Source organism: Streptomyces sp. NPDC101152 (genome assembly GCF_044768275.1).
GTDB lineage: Bacteria > Actinomycetota > Actinomycetes > Streptomycetales > Streptomycetaceae > Streptomyces.
In genome coordinates this window covers 122,078-146,758 of record NZ_JBIWPO010000003.1, presented here as the reverse complement: position 1 = coordinate 146,758, position 24,681 = coordinate 122,078, and the positions used below count along the sequence as shown (strand labels likewise).

16 protein-coding genes are annotated in these 24,681 nt (G+C 69.4%); 6 read left to right on the top strand and 10 right to left on the bottom strand.

Annotated features, from left to right (window positions below; translation table 11 throughout):
• Positions 1-202 precede the first annotated feature (202 nt).
• Positions 203-1,165, top strand: a complete 963-nt coding sequence (locus ACIRVK_RS05305; RefSeq protein ID WP_404244054.1) for an ABC transporter substrate-binding protein — start codon at positions 203-205, stop codon at positions 1,163-1,165.
• Positions 1,166-1,232: 67 nt separating this feature from the next.
• Here ACIRVK_RS05305 and ACIRVK_RS05300 read toward each other — a convergent pair whose 3' ends face one another.
• The 7 genes from ACIRVK_RS05300 to ACIRVK_RS05270 form a co-directional block, all read right to left on the bottom strand.
• Positions 1,233-1,814, bottom strand: a complete 582-nt coding sequence (locus tag ACIRVK_RS05300; RefSeq protein ID WP_404244053.1) for a GTP-binding protein — start codon at positions 1,812-1,814, stop codon at positions 1,233-1,235.
• Positions 1,801-2,157, bottom strand: a complete 357-nt coding sequence (locus ACIRVK_RS05295; protein WP_404244052.1) for a DUF742 domain-containing protein — start codon at positions 2,155-2,157, stop codon at positions 1,801-1,803. The genes ACIRVK_RS05300 and ACIRVK_RS05295 overlap by 14 nt, the downstream gene beginning before the upstream one ends.
• 1 nt (position 2,158) lies before the next feature.
• Positions 2,159-2,590 carry a roadblock/LC7 domain-containing protein gene (locus ACIRVK_RS05290; protein ID WP_404244051.1) on the bottom strand — a complete coding sequence of 144 codons (432 nt, stop codon included), beginning with the start codon at positions 2,588-2,590 and terminating at the stop codon, positions 2,159-2,161.
• A gap of 14 nt (positions 2,591-2,604) precedes the next feature.
• Positions 2,605-5,004, bottom strand: coding sequence for a nitrate- and nitrite sensing domain-containing protein (locus ACIRVK_RS05285; protein ID WP_404244050.1), 2,400 nt, complete (start codon positions 5,002-5,004; stop codon positions 2,605-2,607).
• 148 nt (positions 5,005-5,152) lie between these two features.
• Positions 5,153-6,166 carry a substrate-binding domain-containing protein gene (locus ACIRVK_RS05280; RefSeq protein ID WP_404244049.1) on the bottom strand — a complete coding sequence of 338 codons (1,014 nt, stop codon included), beginning with the start codon at positions 6,164-6,166 and terminating at the stop codon, positions 5,153-5,155.
• A gap of 228 nt (positions 6,167-6,394) precedes the next feature.
• On the bottom strand, positions 6,395-6,931 hold the full coding sequence (locus tag ACIRVK_RS05275; RefSeq protein WP_404244048.1) for a hypothetical protein: 537 nt from the start codon (positions 6,929-6,931) through the stop codon (positions 6,395-6,397).
• A gap of 24 nt (positions 6,932-6,955) precedes the next feature.
• Entirely contained in the window at positions 6,956-8,056 is a 1,101-nt protein-coding gene (locus ACIRVK_RS05270; RefSeq protein WP_404244047.1) for a S8 family serine peptidase, read from the bottom strand.
• Positions 8,057-8,329: 273 nt separating this feature from the next.
• Here ACIRVK_RS05270 and ACIRVK_RS05265 point away from each other — a divergent pair, with 273 nt between their 5' ends.
• The 3 genes from ACIRVK_RS05265 to ACIRVK_RS05255 all read left to right on the top strand — a co-directional run bounded on the left by ACIRVK_RS05265 (position 8,330) and on the right by ACIRVK_RS05255 (position 20,922).
• Positions 8,330-19,228, top strand: a complete 10,899-nt coding sequence (locus tag ACIRVK_RS05265; protein ID WP_404244046.1) for a LamG-like jellyroll fold domain-containing protein — start codon at positions 8,330-8,332, stop codon at positions 19,226-19,228.
• Between the two features lie 104 nt (positions 19,229-19,332).
• Positions 19,333-19,602: a hypothetical protein gene (locus tag ACIRVK_RS05260; RefSeq protein ID WP_404244045.1), complete on the top strand. Its 270-nt coding sequence runs from the start codon at positions 19,333-19,335 to the stop codon at positions 19,600-19,602.
• Between the two features lie 783 nt (positions 19,603-20,385).
• Entirely contained in the window at positions 20,386-20,922 is a 537-nt protein-coding gene (locus ACIRVK_RS05255; RefSeq protein ID WP_404244044.1) for an SMI1/KNR4 family protein, read from the top strand.
• Between the two features lie 27 nt (positions 20,923-20,949).
• On the opposite strand, the gene ACIRVK_RS05250 is transcribed toward ACIRVK_RS05255, so the two are convergent.
• Positions 20,950-21,399, bottom strand: coding sequence for an ATP-binding protein (locus ACIRVK_RS05250; protein ID WP_404244043.1), 450 nt, complete (start codon positions 21,397-21,399; stop codon positions 20,950-20,952).
• Between the two features lie 147 nt (positions 21,400-21,546).
• Between ACIRVK_RS05250 and ACIRVK_RS05245 the strand changes: the two genes are divergently transcribed.
• Positions 21,547-22,470: a helix-turn-helix domain-containing protein gene (locus ACIRVK_RS05245; protein ID WP_404244042.1), complete on the top strand. Its 924-nt coding sequence runs from the start codon at positions 21,547-21,549 to the stop codon at positions 22,468-22,470.
• Positions 22,467-22,664 (top strand): DUF397 domain-containing protein, encoded by a 198-nt coding sequence (locus ACIRVK_RS05240; protein ID WP_404244041.1) that lies wholly within the window; start codon positions 22,467-22,469, stop codon positions 22,662-22,664. Before ACIRVK_RS05245 ends, ACIRVK_RS05240 begins: the two co-directional genes overlap by 4 nt.
• Before the next feature lie 198 nt (positions 22,665-22,862).
• On the opposite strand, the gene ACIRVK_RS05235 is transcribed toward ACIRVK_RS05240, so the two are convergent.
• Together ACIRVK_RS05235 and ACIRVK_RS05230 are read right to left on the bottom strand one after the other, a co-directional pair.
• Positions 22,863-23,291: a DUF6114 domain-containing protein gene (locus ACIRVK_RS05235; RefSeq protein ID WP_404244040.1), complete on the bottom strand. Its 429-nt coding sequence runs from the start codon at positions 23,289-23,291 to the stop codon at positions 22,863-22,865.
• Positions 23,291-23,947 (bottom strand): DUF6230 family protein, encoded by a 657-nt coding sequence (locus ACIRVK_RS05230; protein WP_404244039.1) that lies wholly within the window; start codon positions 23,945-23,947, stop codon positions 23,291-23,293. Before ACIRVK_RS05230 ends, ACIRVK_RS05235 begins: the two co-directional genes overlap by 1 nt.
• Between the last annotated feature and the right edge of the window lie 734 nt (positions 23,948-24,681).

Below are 24,681 nucleotides of genomic sequence, written 5' to 3'. Positions count from 1 at the left end.
CGATCAAGTACGTCGCCCTACGTCAAGAATCCGTTACAAAGCGCCTCCGCTTCCCCTTCAGCCTGTTCACACTGCATTCACAACCGATCACGCATTGAGGCCAATTGGTGACCAGGCTGCTCTTGACTGAGTAAGAACCGGCTGGATTGGATCAGCAGCAGAGCTTGCTTCTCATCAATCCCCCGAGTCCGGAACGGGAATCGTGACTTCCAACGCCCCACGCCCCAGGTCCATCAGGAGCTACCCCGCGGCGGCCGTCGCGCTTGCCGCGACCACGGCCCTGCTGGCGGGATGTGGTTCCTCATCTTCCTCCAGCAGCAAGTCCGACCCGCTGCAGGGCGGCAAGTCCGACGGCAAGACCGTCGTCGTCGGATCCAACAACTTCGCCGAGAGCATCCTGATCGCCGACATCTACGGCGAGGCCCTCAAGGCCAAGGGTGTCAAGGTCACCTACAAGCCGAACATCGGCAGCCGTGAGACCACGTACGGTCTGCTGAAGAACGGCTCCATCACCGTGCTGCCGGAGTACAACGGCGCACTGCTGGCCTACCTCGACCCGAAGGCCGCGCCCAAGACGGTCGAGGCCACCACGGCCGCGATCGAGGCGAAGCTCGACTCCAAGCTGACGCTCCTGAACCCCGCCTCCGCGCAGGACAAGGACTCCGTCACGGTCAACAAGGCCACCGCCGACAAGTACAAGCTGACCTCCGACTCCAGCGTCGCGGACCTCAAGGCCGTCGCGAAGGACCTGACCATCGGGGCCTCGCCGGAGTTCCAGACCCGGCAGCAGGGCCTGGTGGGCCTGAAGTCCGTATACGGCCTGGAGTTCAAGAGCTTCAAGGCGCTGGACGCGGGCGGCCCGCTGACCCTGGCGGCGCTGAAGAAGAACACCGTGCAGGCCGCGGACATCTTCACCACGGACCCGAACATCACCAAGGAGAAGTTCGTCGTCCTGCAGGACCCGCAGAACCTCTTCGGATTCGAGAACGTCCAGCCGCTCGTCTACAAGAGCGGACTCTCTTCGGACGGCGTCGCCGCGCTCAACGCGGTGTCCGCCAAGCTCGACACCAAGACCCTGCTCGACCTCGACTCGCAGGTCCAGCTCGAGAACAAGGACCCGCTGGACGTCGCCAAGGCCTGGCTGAAGACGGCCGGCCTGTCCTGACCGTCCGACCGGCCGACGGGGTGCCCCCTGAGACAGGGGGCACCCCGTCGCCGTACCCCGCCGGAATTCAGGTCTGCGCTTGTTGAGCGGCTATCAACTGGTCCAGCAACGCGATCAGCACGTCCCGGCACGATCCCCGTTCGCGGGCGTCGCACAACAGGATCTGGACGTGGTCGGGAAGGGCGAGGGCGTCGCGGATCTCCTCGGGCGGGTAGGGATGCTCACCGTGGAAGCCGTTGACGCCGACGACGAAGGGGATGCCCCGGCGCTCGAAGAAGTCGATCGCCGCGAAGCTGCTCTCCGGGCGGCGCACGTCGACCAGGACGACCGCGCCCAGAGCGCCGATGGCCAGGTCGTTCCACATGAACCAGAAACGCTGCTGGCCGGGCGTGCCGAAGAGGTAGAGGACCAGGTCGTCGCCGATGGTGATGCGGCCGAAGTCCAGGGCCACGGTGGTGGCCTTCTTCTCCTCGATGCCCTCGAGGTCGTCCACGCCGACGCCGGCCGAGGTCAGCGACTCCTCGGTGCGCAGCGGGGCGATCTCGCTGACCGACCCGACCATGGTGGTCTTGCCCACGCCGAAACCGCCGGCGATGAGGATCTTGACCGTGTCGGGTGCCGACCGGGTGATGGTGTCAGAGTCGGCCAAGGCCGTCCCTCACTTTCTGCAACAGGTCCAGGTCCTGGTTCCGGGTCACCGGGTGAGGCGGGCGGAGCGTGATCCGGCCCGCCTCCAGGAGATCGCAGAGCATGATCACCACCACGCTCACCGGGAGGTCGAGCAGGGCGGCGAGTTCCGCGACGGCGATCGGCTCGGCGCACAGGCGCAGGATGCGCTGCTGCTCCGGCTGAGGTCGGGTGGCCCAGGTCGGCGGCGGGTCCACCGCGGTCACCGTCGTGATGAGCGTGAAGTCGGCGCGGCTGGGCCGGGTGCGTCCGCCGGTCAGCGCGAACGGCCGTACGAGACGGCCTGCCGTGTCGCCTCCGCCCACCTCACGCGCCGGAGTCGGCAGTGGGGCCGATGCCTGTTCGCGGGGCCGCGCTCAGGTGCTCGCCGATCTTCTTCACCAGCATGTTCATCTGGTACGCCACCACCCCTACGTCGGCGCCCTGGCTGGTCAGCACCACGAGGTGGGCGCCGGGCCCGGCGGAGGTGAGGATCAGGTAGCTGTGGGCCATCTCGATCAGCGCCTGCCGCACGGGACCGCCGCGGAAGTCCATGCTGACGCCCTTGCTCAGGCTCATCAGACCGGAGGCGGTGGCGGCCAGCCGTTCGGCGTCGTCGCGCAGGAACCCGGTGGACTTGCTGACGACCAGGCCGTCCTCGGAGAGCACCACGGCGTGGTTCACCTCGGCGACCCGGTCCACCAGTCCGGTCAGCAACTGATCGAGCGCGGTGTGGGTGGCGGGGATGGGGCGTGTCATGGCGGTGTCCTTCGTCAGCGGTCGGCGGGCGGTGTCGAGGGGACTCGGGGGCCTTCGGCGGGCGTCCTGGGCGCCGGGGCTCGCGGCAGGGCTGCCTCCTCCTGGTCGTACTGCGTCTCGGCGTCCTCGTCACGCGCCCGTCGCGTCCCGCGCTGGAACCCGGCGAGCGAGGAGGCGGCCCGCTCCGCGGTGAACTCGTCCACGTCGCAGTCCCCCGCGGCGGCCGCAGCCTCCTCGCGCAACTCGGCGGCGAGGGCGGTCTGCGGGACCCGCCGGGGGAGCGGCGTGAGAGCCGTGCGCGGCCCGGCCTCGCGCCTCGCGTCTCCCGTCTCCTCGGCGCGGGAGTGCTCGCTCTCGGTGAGCGAGTCCCGCAGCCGCGCGGCGAGGGCCGAGACCGTGGCCTCGGCGGCCGACGCGGGCCGGACGGGCCGCTCCTCGGCGACGGGCTCCACGGCCTCCTCGCGCGCCGCTGCGGGCGGTTCGGGAGCCTCCCGTACGACGATCTCGTGCGGCAGCAGCACGATCGCCGTCGTGCCGCCGTACGGCGAGGGGCGCAGGGTGACGGTGATGCGGTGCCGGGTCGCGAGCTGGGCGATGACGAACATGCCGAGCCGGAGGTCGTCGGCGAGCGCCACCACGTCGAACTGCGGCTCGACGGCCAACTGGGCGTTGAAGGAGGCGTAGTCCTCCTCGGTCATGCCGAGCCCGCGGTCCTCGACCTCCACGACGAGGCCCTTGGCGACCAGCGCGGCCCGTACGCCGACGGGCGCGGGGGAGGGCGAGTACGCGGTGGCGTTGTCGATGAGCTCGGCCAGCAGATGGATCACGTCGGCCACGGCGGGCGGCGCCAGGTACACGTCCTCGTCGGTGTGCACCTCCACCCTCTGGTACTGGGCGACCTCGCCGACCGCGCTGCGCAGGATGTCGATCAGCGCGACCGGCTCCCGCCAGGTGCGCCGCGGCTGCTCACCGCTGATGATCACCAGGTTCTCCTCGTACCGGCGCAACTGGCTGGCCGTGGAGTCCAGTTCGTACAGGCCCTTGAGCACGTCGGGGTCGGTGTGCTCGCGCTCCAGCGTGTCCAGCTTGGTCAGCTGCAGGTTCACCAGGTTCTGGGACTGGCGCGCGATGCCGAGGATCACCTTCTGGAAGCCGCGCCGGGTGTCGGCGAGTTCGACGGCCGTGTGCACCGCGGTGCGCTGCGCCTTGTTGAACGCCCGCGCCACCTGGCCCAGTTCGTCACCGCCGTAGTCGAGCGGCGGGGCAGCCTGGTCCGCGTCCACCTTCTCGCCCCGGTCGAGGCGGGCCACCACGTCCGGCAGCCTCTCCTCGGCCAGGCTCAGCGTCGCCTCCCTGAGGCCGCGCAGCCGGCGGGACAGCGAGCGGGTGATCCGCCAGGACATGCCCACGCACAGCAGCAGCGCGACCAGTCCGCCCGCGCTCAACGAGGCGGCGGTCACCAGCAGGTTGTGCGCCTTGTCCGCGCTGCGGTCCAGCAGCCCGGACGTCTGGGCCTGGATCATCTGCCCGTACTCGGCGCCGACCTTGGCGAAGGCGCCCGCCCACTGGTCGCGCGCGTGCGGCAGTGCCACCTTCCCGTCCGGGCCCGGCCGGGCCGCCAGCACCTGGTCCTCGATGTCCTGGACGGTCTGCCACTCGGGACTCTGCAGGATCCGCTCGGTCTGGGTCTTCGCGCTGTCCTGCAGCGAGGGCACGATCTGGTCCTGCACCAGCCAGCGCCGCGTGTCGACCAGTTGGGTGAGCGTGGCCCACGACTTGTCGCTGAGCCGCCCCGCCGGCCAGGCCAGGGTGAGCTGCGTGTCCTCCTGCGCGACCAGTTCTGCCGCGTGTTCCAGCGCGACCAGCGGGCCGGCCTGCGAGGTGAGGTCGCCGTCGTCGACCTGGGACAGCTCCTGGAAGGCGTGGATCTGGTCGTCGATGATCGAGCTGTACTGGTCCAGCGCCTGCGCCGCGGTGATGTCCGTCGGGTCGTCGACCTGTCCCCGGTAGTACTCGAGGCTGCCCACCGAGCCGACGACCGAGTACAGCCGGTCGGAGATACGGGCCGGCGCCTTCCTGATCGCGGCGGACTGGCCGACCAGCTTGGCGACCGCCCTGTCGGTCTCCTTGCGCTGGGCGTCCAGCGCGGCACGGGAGCCGCGCGGGTCGCCGGACAGCCAGGCGGCCGACAGACTGCGTTCCCGCTGCAGCGCGAGCGTCGCCTCGGTGCCCATGGCGCCGGTCGACCGGCTCAACTCGGTCTGCGAGCGCAGCCGCAGGCCCTCGGTGAACATCTGCGTCGTCGTGACGCCCCACATCGCGGCGAGGGTGACGCTGGGCACCAGGGCCAGCAGGATCAGCGAGAGACGTATGGAGCCGAGACGGCGGGGCCGGGCACCTGTCCGTGGAGACATGGTCGTCCTAGGCGGTCAGCGGAGGGAGGGGGTGACGGGGTGGCCGTGCGCGCGGAGAGAAGGGGTGCACAGGATGCTATCCGCACAAGTGACCGGACGGGCCCCGGGGCTTCGAAATCTTTCGAGACGTCGGTGTACGCGGGCCGGCTCAGCGGGTCCCGCCGTCCGCGAACCGGGCCACGGCGGCGACGTTCGCCTTGGTCACGAACGCCGGGCCGGTGAGCACGGGCGCGACCCCGCCGCCGCTGATGTTGCCGTTGGTCCGGTACAGCCACAGCCCGTCCACGGCGAGATAGCCCTGCAGATACGGCTGCTGGTCGACCGCGAACTGCACGTCGCCGCTCTGGACGGCCTGGACGAGGTCCTTGTTCAGGTCGAAGGTGGCGACCTTGGCCTGGCTGCCCGACGCCTGCACCGACTTGACGGCGAGCAGCGCGAACTGCGCGCCCAGGGTGATCACTTCGTCGATGCTCGGGTCCTGCCGCAACCTGGCGGTGATCGCGGCGGAGGTGGCCTGCGGGTCGGTGCCCTCCACGTAGAGGTTCTCGGTCTGGCCGACGAAGGTCTTCTTCACCCCGGCGCAGCGGGCCTCAAGGGCCACGTTGCCGCGCTCGTGGATCACGCACAGGGCGTGCTTGGCCCTCAGGCCGTCGAGCTTGTCGCCGACGGCCCGCCCGGCCACGCTCTCGTCCTGACCGAAGTACTCCAGGAGCCCCTCGGACCGCCAGGAGTCGATACCGGAGTTGAGGCCGACCACGGGTATGTCGGCCGCCTTCGCCTGCGCGACCGGGTCCTTCATCGCCTGCGGCTTGGCCAGCGTCACCGCGATGCCGTCGGTCTTCTGCCGCACCGCGTCCCGCACCAGTTCTGCCTGCGCCGCCGCGTCCGGGTCGCTGGCGTACGTCAGCTCGACGCCGTCCTTGGCCGCGGCCGCCTCGGCGCCCTTCTTCACCAGATCCCAGAAGGCGTCACCCCGCGCGCCGTGGGTGACCATGGAGATCTTCATACCGCCACTGCTGCCGGCCCCGGCCACCGAGCCGGTGCCGGACTCCGACCGGCCGGAGGAGGCGGAACACCCGGCCACGAGCAGCCCGACGGCCACCGCCAGAGCGGCTACGCGGACGGATCTGTGGGAGGCGGGAGGCGGGGGAGGAGTGTTCATGAGGGTACGGCACCTCGCTGTGCGGCCGAACTGGAGAAACGGCGAGAGCGAGCTCCCGGGCCGCGTCCGACGTGCTGTACGCCGTCCGGGTGACTCTCACTGGCCGGAGCCAATCGTGTGTGACCGCCGGTAGTCAAGTGAGCAGCCACTTTCAGTGAGTTCTCGCTGCCGCTTCGTGATGAGGTCGTGGCTTTCGGGATCTCTTCGGCGAACGGCCTCCGAGGCAGTTCACAGCTGCGCCGAGATGAACTGCCTGACGTGGTCGGCCACGGCACCCGGGCCGCCGTTCGAAGGCGTGATGACCGAGACGCCGGGACGCGAGGACGTGGCGCCGACGAGCACGAACCGCTGGTGCGGGTTGGCCTTCGCGGCGGCCTCCGTCGCGGCGCGCATCCCGGTGCCGACGGCGAAGATCAGACGGCACCGGTGCTGCACCGCGCCGTTGACGTACGGGAGCGCCGCCTTGGCGTCGATCGTCGGGTCCGGAAAACGCTCGGCGTTGACCTTGCCGGTGTCCGCGGCGGCCCGCATGCCCTGCCAGGTCGCCCGGGCGAGGGCGGCGTCGGTGGCGCCGGCCGGCGAGTCGAGCAGACAGGCACGCAGGTTGCGGGAGACGTTGGCCGCCTTCGGGGCGGAACTGCCGTCGGGCAGGAACACCACGAGGAGCACGGCGACCAGGACGGCCACCGCCCCGGCCGAACCGCTCAGCACCGGGTGGCGGCGCACGAGGGCGGTGAGACGGACGGCGTGGTGCGGTGCCTGCATGGGGGTCCCTTGTCGACGGTGGGGTCAGCTCGCGCGCGCGGCGCGCCGACGGCGGCGGACGACGACCCCTGCGGCCGCCGCGAGGCCCGTTGCCCCGACGATGCCCGCCACCCAGGCCGTACGGTTCCCGGTGCTCCCTCCGCTCGCCCGACTCCGTTCCGGGACGGAGTCGGCCGTGGAGAGCAAGGGGTTGGCGCGGGACGCCGGTTCCGCCGCGCCGAGAGCCTTGAGCGGGTCCACGACGCCGTAACCGACGTGCTCGTCGCGCCCGGACCTGGCCCCGGTACGGTCGGCGGTGCCGATGAGCCGGGCGACGATCTGTCCGGCGCTCTCCTTCGGGTACCGGGAGCGCAGCAGCGCGGCCGTGGCGGCGACGAACGGGGCCGAGTAGCTGGTGCCGGACTCGGTGAGGTGGCCGCCGCTGCTCCTCGTCGAGTAGATGCCGACCGCGGGCCCGGCCAGGGAGACGTACGGGCCCGACTCGCTGGCAGGCCAGAAGGCTCCGGTGCGGGTGGTGCCGGAGACGGCGACGACGCCCGGGAAGGCCGCGGGATAGGTCACCGGGTTCCCCGTGCGGCCGTTGTTGCCGGCGGCGGCCACGAGGACGACGTCGTGCCGGACCGCGTAGGCGACGGCGTCCCGCAGTTGCGGGTCGGCGGTGGTGGTGACCATGGACACGTTGATCACCCCGGCCCCGTGACGGGTCGCGTAGACGATCCCCTCGGCGAGCGCGAGCGGGTCCGCCGCGGTGCCGACGCTGACCCGGACCGGCAGCACGGTCGACCTCGGGGCCAGCCCGGCCACCTCGCCGTGCGTGCCGCCGCCGGCGATGACCCCGGCGACGGAGGTGCCGTGGGAGTCGTCGGAGAGGTCCACCTGGCCGGTCGCGGCCTGGTGGGTGAGGTCCGTGCCCGGCAGCACCCGGTCGGTCAGGTCCGGGTGACGGGCGTTCACACCGGTGTCCACGACGGCGACGGTGACGTGCTCGCCCTCGCTGAGCGACCAGACCCGGGAGGCGTCGAAGTGCCGGGCGTCCAGCGGCCACTGCGCGGCGGCGGCCACGGGGGCCGCCGGGGCCGACGCCGGGTACACGGCCAGCAATGACGGCAGCGCGGCGTACGCCAACGATCTGAAGATCCCCCGCACGAACCCCGTCCCCCCGGCTGCCTTTTCACTGACGGCACATCAACTCACTTGTGCCACAAGAAGATTGACCCGTCGAGTTGACAGGAATCAGTCAAGAGTGACTCATGAGATCTTCAAACTTGCGAGTGTCTTGTGATGTTTCTGTGGCGATGTCCGGAGTTGCATGGCTGTTGCAGCGATGCGGCCCACTGATACAACCCCTCGCTGTCAGAGGTTCGTTGACGAACTTTGCGGTGGCGGGGGAATCCACACATGGGCCGCTTTTGGGCTTCTCATCGGCGTGCGCGCGTTTCACCGAGAGCGACGGCGCTGGTCGCGGCGGGCGCGCTGATCGCCGTGTTGGCGGGGCAGTCGGCCCAGGCACTGCCCGCCTCGGCGGGCCGGCCGGCGACGCCCCGGCAGCAGAACGGCACGGCGGCGGGCAGGAAACACCACGTACCCGCCTCGGCGACCGGGAGCAGAGCCCGGTCGAGACTCGCCGCGGCGGACCCGGGCAAGGTCAAGGGCGCCGTCGGCGCCTACCGGACCCACGGACGGCACAGTGGCCCGGTCTCCTCCGGCAGCAGGATCCACCAGGCCCCGAAGGCCGTCCCCGCCCCGTCGGCGACCAGGCCCCGGGGCTTCGACCTGTCCACCAGCGTGGAACAGCCCCGGCTCGACACCGCCACCACCACCGTCTACAAGAACGCCGACGGCACCTACACGGCCCAGATCCACACCCACGCCGTCAACCGTCGCCTGGCCGACGGAAGTTGGTCCCACATCGCCCAGCCCGGCGCGGGCGCGGCGAGCACCGCCTCCCCGACGGCGCTGACCGCGGCCGGCAACCCCACGGACCAGGCCAACGCCTCCTCCTCGACCTACGTGGAGTCGGGCGTCACCCAGAACTTCCACGGCAACGGTCAGCTCTATGTGGGCAAGTACCAGAGCAACGACTACAACTCGTTCCTCCAATTCAGCGGGTTCGGCACCCAGTTCGCCAACGACTACATCGTGAACTCGACGCTGTGGCTGGACACCGAGTTCTCCGGCAAGGACACCACCGGCACCTGCTCCGCCCAGGCCGTGAACGTCGCCCCCGTCTCCTCCTCCTGGGACCCGGCGAAGATCGACACCTACCCCGGCCCTGCGGCCGGAGCGCAGATCGGCACGGCGAGCTTCGCCGCCGGCACCGACTGCTCCAACGGCCGCCAGTGGGAGGGCGTCAGCCTCGACACCAAGACGGTGATGAACTGGGCCCACGGCTGGGCGTCGAACTACGGTCTGCGGCTCAGCGCGGCGTCGACCGCGGCGGCGGCCAAGGAGTTCTACGCCGACGACCCCTACCTGGCCATCGAGTACACGCCCAACGGCGCGGGCGCCTCCTACTCCGAGGTCAGCTACGCGTCGCCGTGGAACAACCAGCCCGGCTGGGGCAAGGTCACCGTCCAGAACCGCGGCACCGCCACCTGGACGCCGACCAACGGCTACAAGCTGTCGTACCAGCTCTACACCGTCTCCGGCAGCACCCGCACCCTGCTCACCAGCCCCGCCGCGACACCGGCCGCGATGCCCTCGACGGTCGCGCCGAACAAACCGGTCACCGTCACCGCGTCCATACCGGCACTCCCTGCCGGGAAGACCTATCTGATCTGCTGGGACATGTCCTACAACGGGACCCTCTTCTCCACCTACGGGGTCCCGCAGACCTGTTACTCGCTGCCGGTGGTCAACAACCCGCCCATCGTCGACACCTTCACCCCGGGCAACAACGGCTCGGTGTTCAGCCTCACCCCCACGCTGGCCGTCACGGCCCACGACCCGGACAACTACCCGGGCACCGGGCTCAGTTACTCGTTCAACGTCTACGCCGACGGCTCGACGACCGCCCTCGCCACTTCGGGTTCGCTGACCACGCCGGTGTGGACCGTCCCGACGGGCAAGCTCGCCTACGGCAAGACCTTCTACTGGACCGCCCAGGTCAGCGACGGCAACACCGCCTCGCTGTGGTCGGCGCCCGACTACTTCACCATCCCGGCCGCGCCCCAGCCGCTGGTGACGGCACATCTCGGCGCGGCCCCGTACGACTCCACCGTCAAGGGCGTCGACCCGCAACTCGGCGACTACTCGACGCAGACCACCGACGCGACCGTCCCTGGTCCTCCCGACAGCCCGACGCTCAGTATCCAGCGGACGTACAACAGCCTCGACCCGGGCGTCTTCAAGGCGTTCGGCGCGGGCTGGTCGTCGTTGCTGGACATGCGTGCGACCGAGGACGCGGACGGGTCCGGCAACGTGGTGATCACCCGGGCGGACGGGCGCCAGGAACGGTTCGGCGCGAACGGCGACGGCACCTACAGCCCGCCGGCCGGCGACTACGCCGTCCTGTCCGCACCGGCGGGTGGGTACGGCACCGCCGGCTTCATGCTGACGGAGAAGTCGGGCACGCGGTACTTCTTCACGGACCAGAACACCGACCCCGTCACCGGTCAGACCTACTGGGGTCTGACCCAGTACGGCAACCGCGATGGTCACGGCCTGGACGTCGATTGGCTGCCCGTCACCCTGGCCCTCCCGGACGGCAGCACCATCAAGCCCGAGGAGCCGACCGCGGTCGGCTATGAACTCGACCAGAACAACGGCTTCAACAACGGCGGCGTTAACGGTGCCGACATGGGGACCACACTCCAGCTCACCTGGGGCATCCAGCAGGTCACCGCCTCGGACGGCACCGTCAAGAACGTCCCGCACGTCGACAAGGTCACCTCCAAGCCGGGCCTGTTCGCGGCCACCCGCAACCCGTGGACGTACGGCTACGACTCCGCGGGCGACCTCACCTCGGTCTGCCCGCCCGACAGCAGCAGCACCACCGCGACGGCCTGCACCCAGTACAGCTACACCTCCGGCAGCGGTTCCGGATCGCACTTCGCCTCGATGGTCCTGGACTCCAACCCCACGGACTACTGGCGGCTCGGCGACACGACCGGCTCGGCCACCGCCAAGGACGGCGTCGCCGCCAACGAGGGCACCACCGACGCCACCGCGGCCAATGTCACGTTCGGCCAGCCGGGCCCGCTGGCCGGCACCCCCGCCACCGCGGCCTCCTTCAACGGCACCAGCTCGTACGTGTCGCTGCCCGACAACCTGCCCGCGAACAGCAGCAACCTCGCGGTCGGCATGTGGTTCAAAACCACGCAGGCGGGCGGGACGCTCTTCTCGTACCAGAGCGGAAAACCCGGTACCTCGGTCTCGTCCGGCTTCGTCCCGTCGATGTACGTCGGTACCGACGGCAAACTCCACGCCGAGTTCTGGAACGGGCACGCCGCGCCGATGGCCTCGCCAAACGCGGTCAATGACGGCAAGTGGCACTACGCCGTGCTCTCCGGCGCCCGCACCGACCAGAGCCTCTTCCTGGACGGCGCCAAGGTCGCCACGCTAACGGGCAGCACCATCAGTTACGGATCCTGGCCCTACACCACCGTCGGCGCGGGCGAACTCGCCGGCTCCTGGCCATCGGTGCCCTCCGGCAACGCGCTGGGCTGGTTCAACGGCCAGATCGAGGACGTCTCCTTCCTCCAGCACCCGCTCGGCCTGCCCGCCGTGCAGCAGGAGTACGCCTCCGCCACCCTCGCCTCCCGCGAACTGACCGGCACCACCCTGCCCTCCGGCAAGACCGCGCTCGCCGTCGGCTACGACGCGCTGACCGACCGCGCGTCCAGCGTCACCGACGCCGACGGCGGCACCTACCAGATCGCCACCCCGGTCACCACCGGCAGCAACGACTACTACTACGGCGCCGTCCGCGGGACCCGGCCCGCCCTCGACTACCCGTTGACCGAGACCGCCGGCCTCACCGCCGCCAACCAGTACGGCATCGACAACACGGCCGGCAGCGCCTCCGACGGCATCTACAACGACGTCATGCTCGGCGAACCCGGCATCTTCGGCCCCGGCGGGGACTCCGCGGCCGGGTTCAACGGCACCGACTCCTACCTGTCACTGCCGAGCGGAGCTCTCGACGACAGCAGCGGCAGCGCCTCCGTCGCACTCTGGTTCAACACCAAGCAGGCGGGCGGCGTCCTCTTCTCGTACCAGAACGGTCAGATCGGCACCACGCTCAGCGGCAACTACACTCCGGCCCTGTACATCGGCTCCGACGGTTTGCTGCACGGCCAGTTCTGGGACGGCAGCCTCTCGCCGATGGCCTCCAAGGCCGCTGTCAACGACGGCAACTGGCACCTGGTGATGCTCACCGCGAGCGGCACCACCCAGACACTCTGGCTCGACGGACAGAGCCAGGCCACGCGCAGCGGCAAGTCCATCGCGGGCCAGGTGAAGACCTGGGGCGAGACCACGGTGAGCGTCGGCGCCGGATATGTCGCCGGCTCCTGGCCGAAGTCGCCGAGCAACGCGCTCGGGTACTTCAACGGCGAGATCGGCCAGGTCGGCGTCTACCAGACCGACCTCGGCCAGAGCAGCGTCGAGGCTCCGCTCGGGCTGTACAAGGCCAAGGGGTCGGCGACGCTGCTCATGCCGTCCACCACGCTGACGGTCACCGACCCCGCGCAACACACCGAGACGTACACCTTCGACCCGTCGAACGGAAACCGCACCACCTCCATCACCGACGCGGGCGGCGGCCGGACGACGTACGCCTACGACTCCCTCGGCTTCCAGGACGCCGTCACCGACCCCGACGGGCACTCGACCACGCGTCAGCACGACGCCTACGGCAACGTCCTGACGACGACCACCTGCCGGCAGGCCAACTCCTGCCAGACTTCGTACTTCAGCTACCACACCAACGCGTCCGACCCGATGGACCCGCTGAACGGCAAGGTCCTCTACGCCGCCGACGCCCGCTCGGGCGCGACCGGAACCGCCAACCCGGCCTACCGGACGGCCTACACCTACACTCCGTTCGGCGCCCTGGCCTCCGTAACCACGCCCCCGACACCGGACTACCCGAGCGGCCGCAAGACCAGCTATACGTACTACAACGAAAACGAGATATTTGCGGACTATACGGGCAATTCGTATAACGAAGTGTACGGGATGCTCGCCACGGTCACCGACCCGAGCGGCAAGGTCACCCGCTACCACTACTGCGGCACCGTGCGTCTCGGGAAGGTCTGCAGCGAGACGGACCCGTCCGGCCAGATCACCTACTACCTGAACGACACCCTCGGCCACCTCACCACCAAGGTGGTCAGCTCCGACACGTACCCTGCGACACTTTCTGCTGCCGGCGCGCTGGTAGGCGGTGCGCAGACGGTATACACCTACGACCCGCTGGGCCGGACCCTCACCGAGACCGGTCCGGCGACCACCGACGCGGTCAGGGGCGTCACCCACACCCCGAAGACGACGTACAGCTACGACGCGGACGGTGACCTGACCGGCACGTCGACCGCCGACACCACCGGTCACGACGCCACGCGTGCGACGACCTACGTCTACGACGACAACGACCGCGTCAAGACCGTCACCGACCCGGCTGGCCAGGTCACCGGGTACACGTACGACAGCTTCGGCCGCAGGACGACCGAGACCAACTCGGCAGGCACCACCTACCGTTACGCCTACTCGCCGACCGGCCAACTGCTCACCACGACCCTGCTCGGCTGGACCGGCGACCCCACCGCGCCCTCGGACCCGCAGGACCTGGTCGTTCAGTCCCGGGCCTACGACCCGGCGGGACGGCTCGCCTCCGTCACCGACTCCATGGGCCGGACCACCGCCTACAGCTACTTCGACGACAACCTGCTCCAGTCCCAGACCGACGCCTCCGGCACCTCCAGCGCCACGACCACCAAGGCCTACGACTACGACGCCGCCGGCAACATGACCTGGGCGTGCGACGTCTGGTCCGGCACGGCCTGCCTCAAGCAGACCCAGTACACGGTGGACGCCGCCGACCGGACCACCAGGACCGCGGTCGACCCGTCCGGCGTCAACCGGATCACCGTCAACACCTTCGACCCGGACGACAACGTCCTCTCCCGCATCCTCACCGGCGGCGGCCAGAGCAGGCAGATCGGCTACTCCTACGACGCGGCCGGAAACCGCACCGCACAGTCCGTTCGCACCGACACCACCGGCCCGACCGGTTACTGGCCGTTGGACGAGGGCGCCGTCAGCGCCGCCGACTCCTCGGGGAACGGATTCACAGGTACCCCGAGCACCGGTGCTTCCTGGGGGCCGCCCGGCAGTAATTACACGGCCTTCAACGGCACCTCCGGAGCGATCCTCACTAGTGGTACGCCCGTGGTGGACACCACCCAGGGCTTCACCGTCTCGGCGTGGGCGTACCTGAGCGCCACCAGCACCACGAAGGACTTCACGGTCGTCAGCCAGCAGGGCGCCCAGAACAGCGCCTTCCAGTTGGAGTACAACCACACCACCAAGTCCTGGGCGTTCGTCCGCGCGAGCAACGACACAGCCTCGTCGACCGACTACGTCGCCAGCGACCCCACCCCGGCGACGGCCGGCACGTGGACCCACCTGGTCGGCGTGTACGACGTCCTCGGGTCCATGAGCCTCTACGTCAACGGCGTCGAGGTCAGCGGCATCTGCCAAAATTGCACCCTGGTCTCCGATACCACGCCGATGGCCAGCACCACGGGCGTCGCGATCGGCCGGGGCAAAGCCGCGGGCGCCTCCGTCAACTGGTTCGCGGGCCGGATCCGTGACGTCCAGTTGTACGGGCGCGAACTCTACGACGCGGAGATCAGCCAGCTCTACGCCTCCTCCACCACCACCGGCGAGTCCCCGGTGTCGGTGGGCGCGGCGGGCTGGTGGAAACTCGACGACGGCGAGAACCCGACCGCCGGCGACCACTCCGGCGCCGGGAACGCCGGCACGCTGAACGCCTCGACGAGCTGGTCACCGGAGAACGGCGGCTCCGCCGTCTTCGCGGGGGCCGGACAGATCGCCACCTCCGGACCCGTTCTCGACACCACCAAGAACTTTTCGGTGTCCGCCTGGGCGAAGATCACCAGCACGCCCAGCGGCACCTGGCAGACAGTCCTGGCCCAACAGGGCACCCAGGCGGCCGGGTTCTCCCTCGACTACAACCCGACCGCCGGCCGCTGGGCCTTCGATCGCGCCACCACCGACGTCGCCTCCCCGACCCTGGCGGGTGCCACCTCCACGGCGGCACCCACGCTCAACTCCTGGACGCACCTGGTCGGCACGTACGACGCGAGCAGCGGCAAGATGACGCTCTACGTCAACGGCACCGCCCAGAACACAGCGACCGACACCACACCCATCGCGAGCTCCGGCCCGCTCGTCATCGGCCGCGGATACACGGCCGGGGCCGCCGCCCAGTACTTCAACGGCTCGGTCAGCAAGGTCCAGACGTACAACCGCGTCCTGACCGCCGCCGAGGTCGCCTCGTTGCACACCTCGGCCGGCACCGCCGGCTCCGCGCCGCTGACCACCACCTGGACCTACGACCAGCGGGGCCTGCCGCTGACGATGACCGACCCGCGTGGCAACGCCCCCGGCGCCACCGCGTCCGCCTACACCACCACCTACGCCTACGACGAGGACGGGCGGCTCACCACCACGACCTCGCCGCCGGTCAGCACCGAGACCGGCGGCGGTGCCGCCCAGCAGACGGTGGCCGTCGCCAAGTCGGGCTACGACACGTTCGGCGAACCGATCGAGACCGACGACGCCGACGGGAACATCGTCACCACCACCTACGACCCCGACGGCCGCGTCCAGGCGGTCTCCCGGCCCGCGTACACCCCGCCGGACGGCTCCGGCACCATCACCCCCACCACCTCCTACACGTACGACGCGCTCGGCGAACTGCACACCGAGACCGACCCGCTGAACAACACCGCGTCCTACGTGTACGACCAGCTCGGCGACAAGGTCCAGCAGACCCTGCCCGGCGGCCGCGTCACCCACGTCGGCTACGACACCGACGGCGAGATCCTCAACATCACCGATCCGACCGGCGCCCGTACCGAGTCCACGTACGACGCGCTCGGCCGCCGCAGCACCAGCACCCAGGTGGAGCGGCACCCCGCAGCGGCGGCCTACACGACGAAGTACGGCTACGACGGTCTCGGTGACCTCACCTCCATCGAGGACCCGCTCGGCAACAAGGCCGGCGCGACCTACGACGCGCTCGGCGAGGCGAGCACGGTCACGGACGCGCTCGGCAACACCACGTCGTACGCCTACGACGCCGCCGGGCAGGTGGTCAGAACCACGGCCGCCGACTCCACCGCGGCCACGTGGAGCTACGACCAGGCGGAGCGCCTCGTCGCCACGGCCCAGCTCGACGCGAACGGCGCCACCCTCAGCTCCACCTCCTACGGCTACGACGCCGCGGGCAACCAGACCTCGGCCACCGACGCCCGGCAGCACACCACCACCGCGACCTTCGACGCCCTGAACCGGACCGTCAGCCAGACCCAGCCGGTGGACGCGAGCACCTCGATCACGACCTCCTTCGGCTACGACGCCGCGGGCCACGAGACCCGCTACACCGACGCCGACAAGAACGCGACCTACTACACCTACAACCCGCTGGGCCAACAGGAGACCAGCGTCGCCCCCAGCATCACCGGCCTCACCTCGACCGCCGACCGCACCACGGCCTTCTCCTACGACGCCGACGGCCGACAGCACACCATCACCCGGCCCGGCGGGGTCACGCTCACCGAGTCCTACGACGACAGCGGACGGCTGACAGGGGAGTCCGGCAGCGGCGCCGAAGCCGCCACGGCGACCCGCAGCTTCTCCTACGACGACGACGGCCGCCCCACCGCCGTCTCCGCACCGACCGGCACCGACACCTTCACCTACGACGACCGAGGTCTCCTGCTCACCATGGGAGGCCCGGGAGGCAGCGCGACCTACGCCTACGACGCGAACGGCGACATCGCCACCCGCACCGACGCCACCGGCACCGCCACCTTCGGCTACGACGCCGACAGCCGGGTCAACAGCGAGACCGACCCCCTGACCGGCACGACGGCGACGCTGACGTACACCCAGCTCGGCCAGCCCAAGACCGTCACCTACGGCACGAACGGCGCGACCCGCGGCTATGACTACAACGCGCTGCACCAGCTCACCGCCGACACCCTGAAGACCCCGTCCGGGTCCACCGAGGCGTCGGCCGCGTACACCTACAACGCGGACGGTCAGATCGCCACCCGCACCACCACCGGCACGGCGGGCTCCGGGACCAGCACGTACGACTACGACTACGCGGGCCGTCTGAAGTCAGCCACCACCGGCTCCTCGACGACCAGTTACGGCTACGACGCCAACGGCAACCGAACCAGCGCCGGTTCCACGACGGCCACCTACAACGCCCGTAACCAGCTGACCTCCGTCACCAACGGGCCGGCCACCACCACCTACGGCTACACCGCCCGCGGCACGACATCCAGCGTCACCTCTAGCGGCTCCACCACGACCTTCACCTCCGACGCCTTCGACGAGCTGACCGGCACCAGTACGGGCTCCAGCTATGGCTACGACGGCCTGGGCCGGCTGACGACGGCCGCCTCCGGCGGTCGGAACGCCACCTTCACCTACGCCGACGGCACCAACAACGCCGTCTCCGACGGTGCCCAGGACTTCGCCCGCGACCCGGCCGGCGGCCTGCTCGCCGTCAGCGCGGCCGACGGTACCGGCGCCGGCCTCGCGCTGACCGACAGCCACGGCGACGTCACGGGCACCTTCACCGCCACCGGCACCGCGCTGACGGGGTCCACCGCCTACGACGCCTACGGCACGCCCACCGCCACCAGCGGCACGCGGACCGACCTCGGCTACCAGTCCGGCTGGACCGACCCGGGGACGGGTTACGTCAACGCCGCCGCCCGCTGGTACAACCCCGCCAACGGCGACTTCACCAGCGCCGACACGGTGACCAACCCGGCCACCCCCGCCGTCAACGCCAACCCGTACGCCTACGGCAACGACGACCCGCTCGATGCCACGGACACCTCCGGCCACGACGCCTGCACCAGCGACGACATCAAGGCCCAGGAGCAGGCCTACGAGGCGCAGCAGGCCTGGCTCAAGCAGTGGCAGGCGGGGGCCTGGGGCCGGATGGAGAAGTACTCCCAAGAGCAACTCGCCATCTGGAAGCGGGAGAACGCACGTCAGGAGGCCCGTAACGCCGCCGACGAACGGGCCCTGCAGCAGCAGATCGCCGACCAGGAGCAGCAGTTCCAGAACGAGTTCGACGACGCGATGAACTCGGAGCTGTCGAGCCACTCCGGCGGCCACGGCTCAGGCTCCGACTCGGGCAGCGTTTCGTACGGCAACTCCTACGGCTCGTACGGCTCGTCCGGGACCAACTACTCGGGCTACTACTACGGAGTCGCCATCGGAGGCGGGCTCGCCTACGGTTACGGCGCCGCGAGCTACGGCGGCGGCGGGGCGATCGCCGAGGGCCTGGAAGGCGTCGGCGAGGCCATCTGGGGGGACCTCGCCGCCGGCGGCGCCGAGGAAATCCTCTTCGGCCTGGCCCTGGCCGCCTCGACAGCCGACGACTGCGGCGCACACGGCATCCCCACCCGCCCGAAGGACCAGAACCTCGGTGGCGTCAACACCACCCCGATCATCGGCACCAGCCCCAAGGAGGACGCCGCCGCCGCGGCCGGTCACGACGCCACCAGCTCGAAGGCGACCGACGACCATGACAAGACGACCGAGCAGACTGCCGCGGGCAGCGGTAGCGGGTCCGGCGGCGGCTCCGCGAACCCGCCGTCGACGGGCGGCTGCACATCCGAGCCGGAAGAACCGGACGAGTCGAGTGGGAACCCCTTCGGCTTTCGTAGTCCAAACCCGAATCATCCGCCGAATGAGGCCGTCATGAGGGCGATGGCGAGGCAACCCATCCACGAGAGTTCAGTGGACTGCTCTGAAATTGCAGAAAATCTCCTCAGAGCTGCGGGCGGTGAAGGGCGAATTATCTCTCTCAAGGGGGAAGGTGAAAACTTGCTGGTCCCGGAAGGCGGTACCACCGTCGAGTACTCGTACCACCAGGTGTACACCGATGGACGGTATGTGTATGATCCGCGAATGAGCTCCGATGCGATCCCGCGGGGTGATTTCATGAAGATGATCCGGTCGCTCAATCCGGGGCTCAGGTTCGGGCCTCCTGGCTTCGACGGGCCGTTCTCGTGATCGGCTCTCAGGATGTGCTGCGAGCCCTCGAAGCCCGAGGAGCGGTCCAGTGGTCCAGGATATCCGTTGGGCGTGATCCCCTCGATTCGCTTGTCCGTCCGCCAATGGTCGTGTGGCGCTACAGCGATCCGCAGGATCGGGTGCGGGACGATTTTCAGCGGATTGTGGCGGAATTTGATGGGGATGTCGAGTGGGCGGTGGATCTCTCGGCGGAGAACTGGGTCATCATGACGCAGAGGTTGAGGCGAGAATTCGCAAGGGCTGCAAAGGGGTATGTGGGGGTCCTGTCGGATCTCAAGAATTCCGATCAGGAATTCTGTCTCCAGGCAACCGCGGATTTGAGTAAACTGCTGCAGAAAATTCGAAATCCCTGAAAGTGTTCGTGACGGCCGTGGCTACAGGCGTCGTCACACGGCGGATCACGGTCTGTGATCACTTTCCAGGGCTGCCGTTGCAATCGGCGGGCCTGGCCGCGTCGGCGATCTCCTTGGTCTTGGCGCGGATCTGGTGTGACGCAGGTTGATGCCGTCGCTATGGCGAACGGCAGGCGTGTTGTCCATCGCGATCGTCCGGACTCTTAAGTGCGCCGGATCGGCCGCGGCGCCAGTCTGGTGGCATCGTACTGTTCGCGATCCGGGCCATCGTCGGACGTCTGGCATGCGAGATTAGCGGACCCCTGGGAGCAGGAACGCTCGGTAGGCGAATACCGCCGCGCTGCGGTCGGGGTCACCCGGACCGCCCCCGGTAACCGATTGACGACCACGAGACCACCGCTCGTTCGCCGCACTCGCCCGGCGGTGTTCCCTCTGCCCGGCTGCCGGGTGCACTCGCAAAGACGGTGAAGAAGGTCCAGGCGTCTGCCCGCACATAGTCCGCGCGCGCCTGGCGTCGCTTGCGTCGGCCAACCCGTTGGCTCCCAGTCCGGCAGCCAACGGGCCACCTACAACAAGACCCGCATCATCGGTGACCAGTCCAACGGGGCACCGCGTGCAGAGAACTTCTCAACCGCATTCGACCGTATGAAAAGAGCGGCATGTGGCGAGGGAGAGGAGGATAGTGACGCAACTCAAGCAGGGGAACTGCGTGCAGCATTCCGCACCAAGGCCAGACCCCCTGTTTGACGTGACGGTGGAGAACAACTCGAGCTGGCAGGACACATGCTGAACGTTGAGGACCTGGAGCGCACGATGCCGGGGTTGCGGACGGTCCGTCCGGGCGCCGCCCGCCGGGTGGACTGGCGGGCCCTGGAAGGCTCGCTGGGTGTCGGCCTCCCGGCGGACTTCAAGGAGTTCACCGAGGCCTACCCGCCGGTGGAGATCGACGAGTTCCTCCGGATCTGGAGCCCCACTCCCGGGCGGGAGGAGGAGTTCGTCGAAGGAGTGCGCTACGGCTTGGAGATCCTGCGGGATCTCCAAGAGGCCGGCGACGCCGAGGACTACACGGCGTACCCGGAGCCCGGGGGGCTGCTTCCCTGGGGCGAGTCGATCGAGGGCGATGTCTTCTACTGGCGCCTGGCCGGCCCGGCACCGGAGCTGTGGCCAGTGGTCGCCAGTGGCCGCAACGGCGCCTGGTGGGAGTGCGATGGTGGCATGCTCGCGTTCCTCGTCGGCCTGGTGGACGGGACAGCAGAGAGGGCTGAGCTGCCTGACGGCGTCCTTGGACCCACCGCGTCTGTGGTCCTGCTCGGCACTTGACGCGGGCAGCGCCGCGCAGCGCTTGCGCTATCCCTCTTGGAGCGCGTACTCCGCCCAGACCGTCTTGCCCGGACCGTCCGCACGCGGGTGCCAGTCCCAGCGGGCGGCCAGTCGCGATACGAGGAGCAACCCGCGCCCGGTCTCCTCGGCACCGTCGGCCTCCGGTACGGCGGCGGGGCGGCGGGGCAGGCGTTCGGCGCGGGTGTCGGTGACCTCGACGCGGACGGTGCGGCCGTCGGCCGGCGCGAGCACACGGAGGTGGAAGTCCCGGCCGGGTACGTGTCCGTGGCGCACGGCGTTGGCGCTGAGCTCGGCGACGATCAGGACGAGGGCGTCGTGCGGGTCGGTGCCGTACGGAATGCCCCAGGCGTCCAGCCGGACGGCGGTCAGGCGGCGGGCGAGGCGGGCTCCTCGGGGTGTCGAGGTGAACCGCATCTCGAAGATGCGGGCGGCGAGGGGCAGCTGTTTCGTCGTCATGCCGACAACGGTGTCGCCGATCGCGTAGCGTGACCAGTGGTGACGCACCGACGCGGACCGGCTGTACGCGCAGTGTCGGTACGAGTACGAGGCGCGCGGCGTTACGGCGTCCGGTGGGCAGGCGTTGGGCCGGGGAGGCGGTGGTCGATGACTGAGCGTACGACGGGTGTGGCGGAGGGCGGGGCGCTTGCGGACACCGGAGGTGAGGCGGGCGGGGTCGTGAGCCTCGGGGACGGGTGGGAGAACGACGACGGGGGCGGGCGGCGGCCGGAGGACGGGAAGGGTCTCGTCGTCGCGTTCGGGCTGACCATGAAGACGCTGCGGGTGCGTGCGGGGCTGGACCGGGAGGAGTTCGGGCGGCGGATCGGGTACTCCGCGTCGACGGTCGCGTCGTTCGAGCAGGGGCGGAGGATCCCGTCGCCGAGGACGATCGACCGGGCGGACGAAGTGGTGGGCGCGGAGGGGATGTTGAGCGTATGGAAGGAGGAGGTGGAGAAGGCTCAGTATCCGGTGTTCTTTCAGGGGATGGCGGCGTTGGAGAAGGAGGCGATGGAACTGCTCTCCTATGACACACTCGTGGTCAAGGGCCTGCTCCAGACAGAGGACTACATGCGGGCGCTGCTGGCCATGCGACGCCCGGTTTTGGATCAGGAGACCATCGAGCAGCGCGTGGCAGCCCGGTTGGCCAGGCAGGAGATCTTCGACCGCTGGCCCGCGCCGTTGCTGAGTTTCGTACTGGACGAGTCGGTGCTACGGCGTCCCTACGGTGGCAGGGGCGTGCTCCGGGGGCAGTTGGAACACATCCGTCTGATCGGGCAGAAGCGGAACGTCGAGATGCAGATCATGCCGCTCGACCGCGAGGAAAGCGCTGGTGTGGACGGGCCATTCACCATCGTTATCCGCAAGGACGGCAAGAAGTTCGTGTACGCGGAGGCTCAGGGAACGAGCGCTCTCCAGACGGACGCGGAACAGACGACTCTCGCCGCCGCACGCTATGGGATCATCCGATCACAGGCTCTCCCTCCGCGAGAGTCACTGGAGTTCATCGAAGGATTGCTGGGAGCGCTATGAACAACGCTGAGTCCTCGACCGCCACCTCTGGCCTCGCCTGGTTCAAGAGCAGCTACAGCGGGGCAGAGGGCGGCGATTGTGTAGAGGTGGCGGCCGGTACAGCAGTTGTGCACGTCCGGGACTCCAAGGCCGAGGCCGGCCCGATGCTGACGGTGTCGCGTGAGGCGTGGGCGGGGTTCGTCGGGCTGGTCTGACGTTCGTAAGGCTGCGAGAGCCCTGCCGGTTCCTGTTGACGGCAGGGCTCTCGTACGCGTGAGGAGGCCCCGCCAGCGGTGCCCGCTGCAGGTCGTAGTGTCGACCAGCGGCGGCATGCGGGACGCGGGCACGCCACAGGCCCCGCGCCCGTCGCGTCCCGTGGACGGACGTGGCGCAGGGGCCTGTCGGTACCGCTTCTAGGCCTGTACGGCCTCCGTGGCGCGTGCTTCCTTCTTGCGCTTGCGTCGGCTGACGCGCGGCTCCTGGTCCGGCAGCCAACCGAAGATCAGGCAGCTGCCGACGGCGCCGAGGGCGAGGCCGACGAAGAAGCCGCCCAGGTTGGAGGTGAGCCAGCTGCCTAGGGAGCACAGGACGCCGATGATCGAGTAGAACAGGCGCTGGGCCGGGCTGAAGAGGGTCAGCAGTCCGCACAGCACCATCACCGTCGGCAGCAGATAGCCGGCCACGCCCTGCATGCCGACGTGCATGATGACCTTCAGCGAGGCCTTCTCGGTGAGCAGGATCCACCCACCGCCCAGGGTCAGCAACAGCCCGCCCCAGAACGGCCGATGGGCTCGCCATGCGCGGAAGGCGGGCCGCCACCCCTGTCGTGGACTGTCCGACATCAGCAACCCGTGTCGCTGAAGCTGAGTTTCAGGCCGGGAAGCGTGAACGTCCCTGCGGTGGTCTTGTAGTTGGTCTGCCGCAGGTTGTCGATGTGGACTTCGTCGGACTGCTGGCCGAAGACGCCCGGCTGTCCCTTGACGCCGGCCTTGTCGAGCCAGTAGGCGTCGTTGCCGATCTCGATGTTGGTGAAGGAGGCGTCGCCCGTCAGCAGCGTCGAGTCGGTGGTCAGGTCGGTCGCCATCACCTTCGACGAGCCGCTGCCCGCTTTGATGAGGAGGTTGGTGCCGCCGAGATCGACGCTCTGGCAGAGGCTGTCCAGCTTCGCGCTCTTGATGGCCGACGTCACGACCAGCACATCACCGCCCGTGTCACCGACGTTCGGGTTGTTCTTGGTGTCCATGTGGTCGAGCGCGCCGAACTGCTCGAAGCCGGTTCCTTCGAGCGACTTCGCGGTGACCGTGAAGGGCATGCCGGAGATGAAGAACGACACGCCCAGCGCCCCCTGGGCAGTGAGGATCGCGAGGCCGGCGAGGGCTCCGACGGCAGGCACCGCCATCACCGCGGCGCGGCGCAGCCGGACCCGCCCGCGTCTCGCGGGGTCGGGTGTGGAACCGCTTTCCGGGTTCCCTGGAGTGAGGTCGGCGGACGAGGCCATTTCTGCTCCCGTGTGCATAGTCAGTGCGGGTTGGGCATCAGCGGCGCGTTGTCCTGGCGCGGACAGCGGCTGCGAGCGCACGCCTCCCTCCACCTCCCGGACGGGGTGGAAGGGCTTACTCGTACTCCGCAGTAGCCAACCCGGAAGTTACCCGTGGTTACTTTGCAGGGTCAAGGTAGTTGTGAAAAAAGGATGTTGATTGTGTATCGCGTGTGCCCCGGTGCTGGCCAGGGCTTCGGTGAATGCCCCGTTCCCCTTCAGCGGTTTCCTTGAACGATCGTCAACTCGCATACAGCCGCTTGACGTTGACTGACCCTCAGGTCTAGAACTGCCCCTGGCTTCCCCCGGATCCGTGGCGCCGGATCCCAGCCACGCGGCACCGCCCGCGTCTCCCGGACCTGTGTTGTCCAACTCGGGCGCATCGTCGCCCGGCACGAACCCTCCACGGCCCGGCACGGGCACTCCCCCCTGCTCCGCGCCGGGCCGCTTCCGGCCCGGCCCGTTCCGGCGGCCCTCCCCACGGGTCTTCGGGCGGTCACCGGCCGGTCGTCGTCGCCGGTGCGTGACGTAAGGAGAAGGCGTCACGCACCGGCGACGACGAACGCCGACTCGCTGCCCCCACTTCCAGCGACGCCCCCCGCGGGGCCCCCCCCCCCCCCGGCCGCCCGCCCCCCCCCCCCCGGCGGCTTCGAGGGCGAGGAGGTGGGTGACGGAGGCGGCGCGTTCCTCGTCAC